This window comes from Paenibacillus daejeonensis DSM 15491 (assembly GCF_000378385.1).
GTDB classification, from domain to species: domain Bacteria; phylum Bacillota; class Bacilli; order Paenibacillales; family Paenibacillaceae; genus Paenibacillus_D; species Paenibacillus_D daejeonensis.
This window is the reverse complement of sequence record NZ_KB899661.1, coordinates 40,750-53,856: the sequence shown is the minus strand read 5'-3', so window position 1 is coordinate 53,856 and position 13,107 is coordinate 40,750. Positions and strand designations below refer to the sequence as shown.

At 56.3% G+C, this 13,107-nt stretch carries 11 protein-coding genes; 7 read left to right on the top strand and 4 right to left on the bottom strand.

All coding sequences use genetic code 11. The features are described from left to right. Positions 1 to 2: 2 nt before the first annotated feature. The 7 genes from F556_RS0111445 to F556_RS0111415 all read left to right on the top strand — a co-directional run bounded on the left by F556_RS0111445 (position 3) and on the right by F556_RS0111415 (position 8,013). The gene (locus tag F556_RS0111445) at positions 3 to 1,016 is read left to right on the top strand and encodes an ABC transporter substrate-binding protein (protein ID WP_020617092.1); all 1,014 of its coding nucleotides are present in this window, start codon (positions 3 to 5) and stop codon (positions 1,014 to 1,016) included. Between the two features lie 12 nt (positions 1,017 to 1,028). Further along, entirely contained in the window at positions 1,029 to 1,850 is an 822-nt protein-coding gene (locus tag F556_RS0111440) for an ABC transporter ATP-binding protein (protein ID WP_020617091.1), read from the top strand. Further along, positions 1,847 to 2,599 carry an ABC transporter permease gene (locus tag F556_RS0111435; protein WP_020617090.1) on the top strand — a complete coding sequence of 251 codons (753 nt, stop codon included), beginning with the start codon at positions 1,847 to 1,849 and terminating at the stop codon, positions 2,597 to 2,599. The genes F556_RS0111440 and F556_RS0111435 overlap by 4 nt, the downstream gene beginning before the upstream one ends. Beyond that, a complete protein-coding gene (gene atzD, locus F556_RS0111430; protein WP_026297238.1) occupies positions 2,596 to 3,645 on the top strand; it encodes a cyanuric acid amidohydrolase in 1,050 nt (349 codons plus the stop codon). The genes F556_RS0111435 and atzD overlap by 4 nt, the downstream gene beginning before the upstream one ends. A 244-nt stretch (positions 3,646 to 3,889) precedes the next feature. Further along, positions 3,890 to 4,324 carry a cupin domain-containing protein gene (locus F556_RS0111425; RefSeq protein WP_020617088.1) on the top strand — a complete coding sequence of 145 codons (435 nt, stop codon included), beginning with the start codon at positions 3,890 to 3,892 and terminating at the stop codon, positions 4,322 to 4,324. A gap of 45 nt (positions 4,325 to 4,369) precedes the next feature. Further along, positions 4,370 to 6,010 carry a PucR family transcriptional regulator gene (locus F556_RS0111420; RefSeq protein WP_020617087.1) on the top strand — a complete coding sequence of 547 codons (1,641 nt, stop codon included), beginning with the start codon at positions 4,370 to 4,372 and terminating at the stop codon, positions 6,008 to 6,010. Further along, a complete protein-coding gene (locus F556_RS0111415) occupies positions 6,007 to 8,013 on the top strand; it encodes an allophanate hydrolase (RefSeq protein ID WP_020617086.1) in 2,007 nt (668 codons plus the stop codon). Before F556_RS0111420 ends, F556_RS0111415 begins: the two co-directional genes overlap by 4 nt. A gap of 373 nt (positions 8,014 to 8,386) precedes the next feature. Here F556_RS0111415 and F556_RS0111405 read toward each other — a convergent pair whose 3' ends face one another. The 4 genes from F556_RS0111405 to F556_RS0111390 form a co-directional block, all read right to left on the bottom strand. After that, the gene (locus F556_RS0111405) at positions 8,387 to 9,055 is read right to left on the bottom strand and encodes a DUF559 domain-containing protein (RefSeq protein ID WP_020617084.1); all 669 of its coding nucleotides are present in this window, start codon (positions 9,053 to 9,055) and stop codon (positions 8,387 to 8,389) included. Between the two features lie 383 nt (positions 9,056 to 9,438). Continuing rightward, positions 9,439 to 11,127, bottom strand: coding sequence for an alkaline phosphatase (locus F556_RS0111400; RefSeq protein WP_020617083.1), 1,689 nt, complete (start codon positions 11,125 to 11,127; stop codon positions 9,439 to 9,441). Positions 11,128 to 11,282: 155 nt separating this feature from the next. After that, positions 11,283 to 12,182 (bottom strand): helix-turn-helix domain-containing protein, encoded by a 900-nt coding sequence (locus F556_RS0111395; protein ID WP_020617082.1) that lies wholly within the window; start codon positions 12,180 to 12,182, stop codon positions 11,283 to 11,285. A 13-nt stretch (positions 12,183 to 12,195) separates the two neighbouring features. Then, positions 12,196 to 13,044, bottom strand: coding sequence for a Gfo/Idh/MocA family protein (locus tag F556_RS0111390; protein WP_020617081.1), 849 nt, complete (start codon positions 13,042 to 13,044; stop codon positions 12,196 to 12,198). Positions 13,045 to 13,107 lie beyond the last annotated feature (63 nt).

Here is a 13,107-nt window from a genome sequence, read left to right as displayed (position 1 = left end):
ACATGTGGAAGAAAAACAAACCAACCTGGCTGATTATGCTGCTTACGCTTGCTCTTGTCGTCACAGGCTGCGGAGCGTCTGGCAATTCGAATAGTGGAGATGAGAGTACGGGCGGAGAATCGGGCGAGTTGAAAAAGGTCGTGCTTCGGCTGAAGTGGGTGCATCAAGCCCAATTCGCTGGCTTCTACGCAGCGGTAGAACAAGGATATTACGAAGAGGCAGGTCTAGATGTTGAGATTCGTCCGGGCGGTTCCGACTTCCCGTCGGTCCAAATGGTCGCTTCCGGCAGTGAGCACTTCGGTGTTACCGGTGCCGATCAAATCCTGTTGGGACGCGAGAAGGGTGTGCCAGTCAAAGCATTGGCGACAATCTACCGCGAGACACCATTCGTATTGTTCGCACTGAAGGAGTCGGGCATTACCTCAATGGAGGATCTGGAAGGCCAACGTATTGGCGTGAAGCTGGGCGGCAATGAAGAGCTGACATACCGTGCAATGGTGAACAACGCTGGTATTGATGGCTCGGCCGTGGATGAGATGCCAGTCAAATTTGACCTTAGTCCGCTGCTGACGGGTCAGGTCAAAGCATGGCCGGGGTATGTCATCAATGAAGTGCTGGCCGCTGAAGCGCAAGGCCATGAAGTGAACATTATCAAGCCGCAGGACTATGACATTAACTTCTACGCAGATACCCTGTTTGCCAAGGAAGACCTGATCGAGAAGGATCCGGAACTGGTCCGCAGCTTTGTTCAAGCCTCAATGAAGGGCTGGGAATATGCGATTGACAATCCGGAAGAGGCCGCCGAGATGGGGTTGAAGTATGGAGAAAATCTGAAGCTTGACCACGAGATTAACATGATGAACGCCAGCATCCCGTTGCTGCAGCCGGACAATCGTCCGCTCGGCAAAATGGAGGAATCGGCGTGGGATACCCTGCAGGAGAGCCTGATGGAGCTGGAGTTTTTGAAGGAAACCCAGGATCTGTCGACCGTCTTTACGAACGAATTCTTGGAATAGGAGGCGAGCGCTATGGGAACACCCATGCGAATTTTGGAGGAACGCACGGCGGGCCGGGTTGACACGCGGCCTGAGGCGGGACGCGAGCTGGCTGTGTCACTGAAGAACTGCTCGCTTTCCTTTGGTAAGGTGCAGGTACTGAACAATGTCTCGCTTGATGTATATAAGAACGAATTTCTGTCCATTCTCGGGCCCAGCGGCTGTGGTAAATCCACGCTGCTGCGGCTGATGCTGGACTTGCTCAAGCCGTCGCCAGGCGGTGAGATCGTTTATGCGGACAAAGAGCCGTCCATCGGGATGGTTTTCCAGAAGCCGGTGCTGATGCCTTGGCTGTCTGCTGTGCAAAACATCGTGCTGCCGTTGACGCTTGGAACGAAGAAGAAGCTGGGCAAGCGGGAGGCCAAAGAAAAGGCGGAAGATGCATTGAAGCTGGTTGGGCTGCAGGACTTCCGCAACCATTTCCCGCATCAGTTGAGCGGCGGTATGCAGCAGCGGATCGCCATCGCACGGGCCCTGGCGGCTGAGCCGACCGTTCTGCTGATGGATGAGCCGTTCGGTGCACTGGACGAATTTACCCGCGAACGCCTCAATTTTGAATTGCTCCGGTTGTGGGAGAGTCCGGATAACTCGCTAAGCTCCGTTGTCATGGTGACGCACTCCATCCAGGAGTCGGTAATCATGTCGGATCGCATTATTATGATGTCGCCGCGTCCGGCCGGTGTCGAAGACGTTGTTGATGTTCCCCTGCAGCGTCCCCGCGAAGTGGGGATGGAGGAGCTGCCAGCTTTCCATCAGACCGTCAAGGAACTCCGGAAGCGGGTGAAGCACCAATGAGCGAGAAACTCAAAACGGTTCTTTACCCGGTTGCCTTTGCCCTTGGTTTCATTCTGCTGTGGGAATTGGCTGTGCGGATCTTCGATACACCGACGTACCTGCTGCCTGCCCCGAGTGCCATTGTTGGCGTAGTCGACGGCTCACTCGGCGGGCACATGATGGTGACGCTTATGGAAGCGTTGGTCGGATTTGTGCTAGCTAATATTCTGGGCTTTATTACAGCTGTTATATTTGTTCATTCCAAGCCGATTGAAAAGGGAGCTTTTCCGCTGGCCATCGCACTCAAAACCACGCCACTTGTCGCACTGGCACCACTGCTGGTCGTTTGGATGGGAACAGGCTATTCCTCCAAGGTGGTCGCTTCCATGCTCATCTGCTTCTTCCCGATCCTGGTCAACAGTGTCAAGGGCTTGAAAGCAATCGAGCATGAAGCATGGGAGTTGTTCTCGACCTACAAAGGCACGCGTTGGGAAATATTCTGGAAGCTGCGGCTGCCTACAAGCCTGCCTTATGTGCTGTCGGCTCTCAAAATCTCCAGCTCGCTGGCGATTGTTGGTGCGATCGTAGGTGAATTCGTTGGCGCCAACAAAGGACTCGGCTATGTCGTACTGGTGTCCTCGTATCATATGGATACGCCGGTCATGTTCTCGGCCATCATTGCTTCGGCGTTGTGCGGGCTTATGCTGTTCTGGACCATTAGTTTACTCGAGAAGAAAATCATATTCTGGCAAAGGGCGGATGACCTGTGAGGTGTCAAGTAGTCAAAGTGCCAAGCGCATCGCCCAGTGATGTCATTGGTTTGCGCAAGTTGGTGGAAGAGGGGGCGCTGCTTCCCTCAGACGTAGTAGCTGTGCTGGGCAAGACCGAAGGTAACGGCTGTGTCAATGATTTTACACGGGGGTATGCCACCCATTCCCTGCAAGATTTCTTCCGGGGCGCCGGCGGCGAGTCTTCGATCTCCTATGTAATGTCGGGCGGCACGGAGGGCATACTCAGCCCGCACTTCACCGTAGCGACACGCAGTCTGGCAAATGACGATGCGGCAGCGGAAGGACAAAAAGCGCTGGCAATCGGCACGGCCCGTACCCCTTCGTTCCGTCCTGAGGAGCTCGGACGTCTGGCGCAGGTAGAGCAGGTGGCCAATGCAGTGAAACAGGCAATGGCAGAAGCCGGTATCGAGGAAGCGGCGGATGTGCATTTTGTACAGATCAAATGTCCGCTGCTCACCGCTGTCGAAGTGCATGACGCGCAGCAGCGTGGCCTCACAACAGTGACAGAGGATACCTACAAATCGATGGGGTACTCCCGTGGAGCATCCGCGCTGGGTGCGGCGTTGGCGCTAGGCGAAATCGACGGTGTGCGGGATGAAGACATCTGCGGCTCGTGGGAGCTGTACAGCCGGGTGGCTTCGACCTCGGCCGGCAGTGAGCTGGATTACTGCGAGGTTGTCGTCTTCGGCAATTCGTCTGTGGCGACCGGCGATCAATTCATCGACCATGAGGTGATGAAGGATGCCATCGATGGTGCTGCATTGATGCGAATCCTGCAGCGTCATCCGGGTGCCGAGGTCGTACAGGTGCTGGCCAAGGCAGAAGCGGACCCGACCGGCTATGTCCGTGGACGTCGTCATACGATGCTTAACGATTCGGATATTAACCATACCCGCCATGCTCGTGCCGTTGTTGGCGGTGTGCTGGCCTCACTGGTCGGCGACCCCATGATCTACGTATCCGGCGGCGCCGAGCACCAAGGCCCCGCAGGCGGCGGTCCGGTGGCTGTTATATTTAAAATATAAAGTCGGAAGAACAAACCATTACCTTGAGAATTCAGACAGTTGAAAAAGGCCGAAGAGGCACGGAATCGAATCTGGAGAAGCGAAGCGTTCGCCTTTGTCCCCGGATTTCAACCGCTAAAGCGTTTAAAAATTCAAGAAATCTGGGGACAACAGCGATCGTAAGATCGATCCGTGACCGTAGGCTCCTTTTGAGGGTAGTCTGAGGATTGCCCCTTACCACTATGAAGGTTGGAGGAATGACGGCATGATAACAACACAAGAGACAAAGGTTCTGAAGGGCTCGGAGATGACATGGGATCTGATGCCTAACCATATTGAGCTGTATCACCGGGAGATCGTTTCCGCCGCCGAGGCGGATGGCATGGGCATTCGCACCAGCTCGGTGCTGTGGGAGAAGATCGGCGTAGGCGGACAGGTGCTGCCACACTATCATGATGTGGTAGAAATCATCCATATTACAGTGGGCAAGGTGAAGCTGCTTTGCAATGGGGAGTGGAAAGACTACGAAGCGGGTGATACGTTCCAGGTGCCTGCAGGCGTCATCCATTCGGTAGCCAACGCGGGCAACAGTCCTTCCGAGCAAATCAGCATCTTCCTGCCTGCTGAGCAGGATGTGCCAACCAATTCATTCTTTAATACGACGCTGGTGGACGACGTGTACTCCGCCAGTATCCGATAAGGGAAACGCAGGAGTGTGGCGCTGGTGCGCCACACTTCTAGTACTATGGCGATTTCTCGAGAAGTGAGCGGCAAGATCGGCTTCACCTGCGGCGACATCCTGCTGATTCCGGACTTCAAGGATGCCGTGGTGCTGGCCGGCGCGAGTGGTATGCAGCGTGCCATTCACCGCGTCAACGTAATGGAAGTGCCGGATGTCATCGACTGGGTCCGACCGGGTGAATTTCTGATCACCAGCGGCTTTCCGTTCCGTGACAATCCCGAAGTGCTCTCGGCGATGATTCCTCAACTGGCGGAAAAGGGTGTGGCCGCGCTCGGCATCAAGACGAAGCGCTTCATTGACCATATCCCCCAGCAGGCACTGGAGCTGGCGGAGCAGTTGGGCTTTCCTATTTTTGAGCTGCCGCCTTCGACCGTATTCTCCGACGTGGTGCGCGATATTATGGAACGTGTGCTGGTACAGGAGGCGCGCGAGCTGTCACTGCTGCAGAGTCGATTCCAAAAGCTGTCTCAGCAGCTGCTCTACGGCAAAGGTCTGGAGGAATTCCTGCAGACGCTGGATGAGATGCTAGGGAACCCGGTGGTGCTGCTCGACGATGCCGATCACCTGATTCTCTCACCCCAAGCGGAGCGGCTCTCTGCCGATCCGGCGGTGTGGTCAGGGCTGCGCGAATACAGCAACCTCGGTGTGAGCTTCATGACGATCGGCGGCCGGCGGATTCGCGTCTACATCTCTGCCGTAAATGGCAATCACCATCAGCGTTGTCTGCTCATGCTGCTGGAGTGGGATCAGGAGCATACGGTCGTCGATCAGCTGACCATTGACCGGGTCGGTGTGCTGGTCGGGCTGGAGATGATTAACGCTCATGCCCGCAAGGAAGTAGAGTCCAAGTATGTGGACCAGTTCCTGCAGGACTGGCTCACGGGCCGGATTGTGACGGCGGAGGATCTGTTGATCCGGGGCGAGGCTTGCGGCTGCCCGATGCCGGAGGGCCGCAGGCTCTATGCCGGGCTGGTCCGTTGGCTGGATGGCAAGCCCCAGACCCGGATGCTGCAATCGTCGATGCGGCGACTACGGGCGCGGATGGCGCCGTATATCCAGGTGACGCTGCTGGAGGGCGAGCTGGCGCTGCTGCTCTCGGTGCCCCCGGAGGGAGACCCCGAGGCGATGCTGTCGCTGGCGCTCTCCGAGCTGGGCGATGTCTTTGGGGCTGGGAGCTGCTCGATCTGTTTGGGCAATGCGGTGATTTTGCCGAATCAAGTGCACTTGAGCTATCAGGATGCCCGGAAGATCCATGCGATCAGCGTCATCTGTGACTTCCGCGAGCCGATCATCGATCATCGGCGGTTGGGCGTGTTCGAGCTGCTCTATCTGCTGCCGGACAACGAGGAAGTACGGGGATATGCAGATCGCTATATCGCCCCGCTGCTGGCGTACGATGCCAAGCATAAAACGGCGCTGCTGGAAACCGTGAAGCTATACTACCGGTACAACCGGAATGTGAAAAAGACCTCGCAGGAGCTGTTCACCCATTACAATACGGTGACCTATCGCATCGAACGGGCCTGCGAAATTCTGAACTTGCGCCAGGATGAAGGGGATGACCTGCTGCAGCTGCAGTTGGCATTGAAGCTGCATGAGATGCGGCCTGTGGAAACGGATAAAGAGAGGATGGGGCATAGATGAGTGTGGAAGCCTATGAAATTCCTGAGTTGTTGTCGGTTGAAGAATTGCGGGAAGCTTACCGCAAGGGTGTAACGACGCCTGGGGCTGTCATACAGGAGATTATTCGCCGTGCGGAAGCGGATGGGGCAATGAACCTATGGATTACCCCGCCGTCGCTGGAGCGGATTCAGCCCTACCTGGACCGATTGGCGAAGACTGGGCAGGATCTGGAGCGGTTGCCGCTGTGGGGAATCCCGTTCGCGATTAAGGATAATATCGACCTTGCGGGCGTGCCGACGACAGCGGCCTGTGAGGAATTCGCTTATACGCCAAGCGAAGATGCGGTAGTGGTAGCGCGGCTGATCGCAGCTGGAGCTATTCCTGTCGGCAAGACCAATCTCGACCAGTTCGCCACCGGATTGGTTGGCGTGCGCAGCCCGTATGGCGAAGCCCATAACGCGTTGCGTCCCGAACTGATTAGCGGAGGCTCCAGCTCCGGCTCTGCTGTCGCAGTGGCGCGAGGACAGGCTTGCTTCTCCCTGGGGACGGACACAGCGGGGTCGGGCCGAGTGCCGGCGGCGCTGCATGGCCTTGTTGGCTACAAGCCGACACTGGGCGCATGGCCGACCAAGGGTGTGGTTCCGGCGTGTGAGAGCCTGGATTGCGTCAATGTGTTTGCCGGTTCTTTGGACGACGCACTTGTCGTGGATGCTGCGTTGCGAGGGCTTGAAGTGAGCGATCCTTGGTCGCGCGAGATGCCGCGGTCCGCATCGAGCTTGCCTAAACGACTGGTGCTGCCAGACGGTCCATTGGAGTTCTACGGTCCATTCGCGGCGGAGTATCGTCAGGCGTGGGAGTCGGCGGTTGCTCGCGTGGAGGACATGGACGTGCCGGTAGTCTATGTTAGCTATGAGCTGTTCTCGGAGGCAGCGAAGCTGCTGTATGAGGGACCGTATGTGGCGGAACGCTGGGCGGGGCTTGGTGATTTCGTCGAGGCCCATCCTGGTGTCACCTTCCCGGTGACGGAGCAGATTCTGCGGTCCGGTGCGGCTCCGCAGCACACGGCAGCCTCGTTGTTCCAGGCCATGCACAAGCTGCAGCGCTACAAGCAGGAGGCACGCGAGCTGCTGCAGGATGGGGTGCTAGTCATGCCAACCTGCGGCGGCACCTGGACCCGCGACGAAGTACGCGCGGAGCCGGTTGCAGCCAACAGTGCGATGGGCAAGTACACCAACCATTGCAATCTGCTGGACCTGTGCGGCGTGGCCATTCCGGCCGGCCTGGCAGGCGAGCGGCTGCCATTCGGCATCACCCTGTTCGCACTGGCGGAGAGCGAGCACCTCATCTGCGGCACGGCCGAGCGCTTCCTGGAAGCGGGCGGCTCGGCGGGCGCGTTGTATACCGATGCCGCGGTACGTGGGGTTGGCGTTGTGGGTGTGTCTTCCAAGTCGGGTGGAGGTGCGTCGGCAGCTTCCGTTGGCGCCGAAGGCTCGCAGAACTCGGCTGTGCCGAGTGCAGAGCAACGCAGCGAAGCAGTCGTTGGGGCTGTGTCGACCGCGGGGGCGGGTGTGCCAGCTGAGGTGAAGAGCGGGCCAGGCGGGACTACTGCGGCAATGACGCAGGTGGCCGTCTGTGGTCTGCACATGCGCGGATTACCGCTGGAGAAGCAGATGCTGGAGCATGGTGCGCGCTTCCTGCGGGAGGCGCAGACGGCGCCGCGCTATCGCTTGTTCAAGCTGGCAACCGTACCGGCCAAGCCTGGCCTGGTCAAGCAGTCGCAGGGCGGCGTGCCGATTGCCTTGGAGGTATGGGAGATGCCGCTGGAGCGCTTCGGCTCGTTCGCTGCGCTGATCCCGGCACCGCTGGGCATCGGCAAGGTCGAGCTGGAAGACGGCACAGAGGTGCCGGGCTTCATCTGCGAAGGCTACGCCGCTGCCGGCGGCCTGGGTAAGCCCGAGGACGTCAGCCACTTCGGCGGCTGGCGCCGCATGCTCGCCGCATCGGCGGAAACAGTAGAAAAGTAAGACTGTAGAGGCCGTTCCCCGGCACAATGGAGCTGTTAAGCCATCGTGTCGGGGAACGGTTTTTGTGTGCGCAAGTTTGGCAGGTCGGATTACCTCAAAAGTAATGACCGTAGAGACAAAAGTACAACTAATAACAGTAAAAAATGCGTCTGAGGTTAGTTTAAAGACAAAAGTGCTGTTAAAACTCCGGAAAATGGATAATAGTGGTAATTTTTGTTTGATTAACTGTACTTTTGGCGCTGCGAGTCTCATATTCGGAGAAACTAAGGAATTTAGTTGCACTTTTGTCGTTAGCTGCAAGCAGATGCAAAGACCAACGTGTGTTCAGCGAATTCTTGATAAGCTTTGCCTCAGCGAACATTAGATTTAAAGGTTACAGCAAGTGATAAGCATCCTTTTTCAGCGTATAGCGCATTGTGCGAAGATTATCTTCACTTTGAACAGGCAGCAGGATCCCCTTTTCAGACAGGGAATGTAGCTTTCTCGCGCTGGTGCGTGGATTGAGTCCTAAATGACGCTCCACATCGACCGGGCGTAATGTAGAACCGAGACGGTAGGCTAATCTAATCAATTCCTTTTCTAATGGCGCGGTTTTATGGACAGGTGTGGAAGTGGGCTCGTAACGACTAAGCACCATCCGCAACAGGGTAATGCAGAGGTCTGGCCTTGATGCGACGTCGTCGTATGCGAATGAAATGACTTGGAAGCCCATTGCGGTCAGGAAGGTTTCGCGGTTGAGCTCGTTGCAGTACTTCTGCCGGTCCATGTCCCGAACATGCGGACCGAAGCCTTTAATCTCAATAATCAGCTTCAACATTGCTGTTAGCCATGCGAAGTCACAGTAATATTTCCAGCCTCGCAAGTCCGTAACTTCGTATTCCGGGTGGAGGTCTGCGAAGCTACCTCGCAGTGGCCACCAGACGTTCTGGCAAAATAACTTCTCGGCTTCCCGGTGTCCTCGCTCCAGTCTGCCTCTCCGCTCCCCCGTTCGCCGCCGAAGATGTTCTTGGATAAACGAATGATGTTCCTGTGCAAATTCCATTTTCTTTCCTCCTAAGCATGACTATTAACGCAAAAAAGCACGCCGGTTCATACTGCCAAGGCAGTATAGCTCCGGACGTGCTTCGTCTCGTGAGGTTAGTATAGCCGGGTGGGGGCGAAAAAGCCAGCTAAAAATGACAGGAGCAAAATAGAGGAGGGGTTAGGGTGGAGGTAAATTGGTAGGGGGCGCTCTGATGGGGAAGGCAGCATAAGTTACTGTAAATGGAGGAAGGAGTCCCGGTGGTGCTGTAGTGCGAAGGGGGCGCTCCAGTGGTCTGACGGCAATCGTAGCCTTTGTGCAGCAAAGGTCTAGCCAAGCAAACAAAAGACCCGACCAATCAGCGTCGCTGACTGGCCGGGGCGGTTCCCTTGTGCCGATATTGATTACTGCTCCCGACGCTCTTTCAATCCGTCGATGAAGGCTTGCTCGCCCTCGAACAGCTCGGTGCCCATGACGTAGGACATGATGCGCGGCAGGTCGGTGTTGTTGATCAGGCCGACGAAGTGCTCGGCGCCAACGCCGTAAGCGTAGACGGGCAGCTCTTCACCGCTGTGGTGACGGGTGCCCCAGCTCACGAGTGCGTGAGCGGAGTAGACGGTACCAACTTCGTTGGAAATGTTGCCGGCGTTCGCCCAGTTCACGCTTGTGAGGGTGCGCAGATCCGCATCCGTAAGTGTCAGGCCAGTGATTGGCTCAGCTACCGCTTTGATGTCGACCAGGTGAGCCTTGATTGTGCCAGGTGTGTCCTGGGAAGTTGCGATACCTGCTTGTACGCCCATCAGGTCGGCAGCGATACGTACGTTCATGTACGCTGTACCGTTGTCGGTGATATACCCGTTCTCGATGACGTTGTTGCCAGCTACGATGGTCTGCTCTGGCAGATTCAGCGTGAATGGCACGTTGTCGATGTTGATATCCACCAGATTCGTTGCGGCATGGTATTCCAGGCTGCCGCCCAGTTTGTCTACCCATTGGCGAGTTGGCACGTAGTGCTCGCCGTTTACGGTTCTTACATTGTCCAGCTCGACAACATCCGCTGCGCTCAGCAACGCATCGCGTACAGCGTTGGCACTGCCTGTAGCTTCGGATAGAACAGAGATGTTCTCCGCATAGCCGCCTGGCGTGTTGCCGATGTTCAGGCCGCCTGTTTCGTGGTCGCCTACGACGACTACAAGCGTTTCACCGTCTGCTTTGGCGTACTCCAGAGCCACGTCTACAGCGTCTTCGAACGCCAGCATGTCATGAATCAGGGCAACCGGGTCATTGGCATGACCGGCCCAGTCGATTTGACTGCCTTCTACCATCAGGAAGAAGCCCTCATCGTTTTTGCTCAGTACATCGATCGCCAGATCTGTCATTTCTGCCAGACTAGGCGTGTTAACCAGATCGCGGTCGATTTCGTATTTCAGGTCGCTCATTCCGAATAGTCCAAGCACTTTGTCGGACGTTACGTTGCCGAGCTCGCTACGGTTGGTGATGTAGTCATAGCCAGCTTCTTGGGCTTCTGCTACGAGGTTGCGCTCTTCTTGACGACCACCTTCGGAGACGGGCAGGAACATGTCGCGGCCGCCGCCCAGAATAACGTCTACGTTATTGATGTAGTCCAGTGCCAGTGCAGGCTCGTTGCCGCGGCTTGGATCGTGTGCTGCGAATACAGCTGGTGTTGCGTGGGTGATCCGCGAAGTAGCTACCAGACCAGTGGATTTGCCTTTTTCGCGCGAAGCATCCAGGATGGAGTCCGGCTGCCCACCATCAGGTGTAACCGAGATGACACCGTTGTTGGTTTTGTAGCCTGTTGCCATGGCTGTACCGGCAGCGGCAGAATCCGTGATATTGGTATCGGCGGAGTAGGTTTTCATCAATCCTTTCACATACCGCTCGAACGAAAGTTCTTCTCCTTTAAAGATCCGGGTTGCCGTAAGATAACTGATGCCCATGCCATCGGGAATAAGCAAAATGACATTTTTGGCACTGCCCTTCTCTGCTGCCTCGACACCACCTGCAAAGCCTCCGCTAGCGAGCAAACCCACAGTCAAACATACCGCTGTTGCTTTTGTGATCCATTGTTTCACGTTAAAGATCCCTCCATTCCAGATTTCTTACATGGTAAGCTTGTACCTTCATTGGAGTGTTAACGAGAGATAAAGGTATTGTAAAGGAGCTGGAAAGACAGGGAGGAAGGGTGAACAATCACAAGCGGGGAAAGACATGAAAAAAAGCAAGGGAATCACCCCTTGCTGGATTGTCGCTGCTCGGCCACGTACCGTGAGGGCGGATACCCCATAATGCGGGAGAAGGCCTTGCTGAATGACTGGATCGTTTCGTAGCCGAGCTGCTCCGCCACATGTCCGATGGACAGATGCCCGTAGCCCAGCAGCTCGAGAGACTTTTCAATTTTTTTGTGATTAATGTAACGCTGCAGTGTCATGCCGGTCTTGTTCTTGAAGGCGTGGGACAGATAGGTCGCATTGTAGTTCAGATCCGCTGCGATCCCCTGGATGCTCTTGAGCTCCAGAATATGATTCTCCACATAACGAATGACCGAATAGACGGTATGGCCTACCGAGTGCGGTGTGCGCTGAGGAGCGGCGTGGCCTGCACTGCCGGTGAAGGAGCGGTACGCAGCAATCAGGAGCCCTTCACAGCTGTTGCGGACCATCGGCTCTGCGTACGGCTGCTGGGTGTAAAACTCATCGATCCCCCGCATGAACGGCATGAGCATATGATGGGTGTCGCGGGCCATGTGGTACGGCGCGGATGCCAGAAAGGAGCGAAGCTCCGCAAATGAAGGATCGGCCGTCTCATTAAAGTTGAAGCCCATGTAAACAAACCTGAGCATATCGGAAGCGCCAGCTTGGATGGCGTGATCGTAGCCGGGGTTATTGAACACCAGATCGCCCGCGCGCACCTGCAAGACGGTGTCTCCGATCTGGAAGGTGCCACTGCCAGAAACGATATAGCTAAGCTCCATGCAGACCTGCGGATGCAGAGCGATTTCATAGCCTCGCTCACAGGCGATCTCGCCGATCTGCCTCAGGTCAATCATGCCATAGGAGGCTTCTCCAGCCCCGAACAGATTGTCAAAGTGAAACAAGCGTCCCGCTTCGTGGGAATCATGGTTATCCATGAACACATCGCCTCTATTCGCGAGTTGTGGCAGGGAGTGCGATCCATTGATGCGGCTGCGCCATCGCTTGGGCTCCATATTCAATGCAAGTCATAATCGCAATGGTCTCGGCCGAATCAACGGGTGGTCTGCCAGTTTGGAAGAATTGTAGCAAATGTTCAATGAACGATGCAAAAAAGTCCGCCTCTGCCGTCTGTGCCGAGGCTTGGCCATCCTTCTCCTGCCAGGCGAGCCGGAACGGTCCGCCCTGGAGATGCGCCATGACCGCCTGTCTGCCGTCGGGGTAGCCGACCAGCAGCGACGGCGTCTGCTCGGTGCCGATGGACATGATCCGGTCCGGGTTTGCACCCATCAGCATAACGATGGGCTCCAGCTGATGCACAGCGTAATTGCTGTAGCGTCCTGGACCTTGGCTGAACAGCATATCGATCGGCTTGCCGGCTGCTTCTTTGTATTCCGGCGCGAACCGGAGCGCTGAGGAAGAGAACAGCGGCGTGCCATGCTGCTCGGCCAGCTGGAACAAACGGAGGGCCGTCTCGCGGTCCGGTGCGAACGTCTTGTCAATATAAGTAGGCTTGCCTGAGCGCAGCGGCCGTTGGGCGAGCTCTTCATGATACTCCGGATGGTCCGGCGACAGGACGATCAGATAGTCACAACGTTCGATAACCTCCTCGATACTGCCAAGCAGCTCGATATCCATGTCGCGAGCCCAATCCGCGTTGGTCCGTCCTGCAGGAGCGTCCGCCAAGCCGTAGGCACAGGTAACCTTAAGCTCACCGCCTGAGGCATCCGCAATCCACTGCGGATACTTGTTGGCATGCCATTCATCCAAATAATAATCAATAAAACCAATCGTTTTCATGGATTAGCCTCCTGTATATAGTCAAGTTCAACCCTCGTGATCAAAAGCGGAGTTTTTGAACAA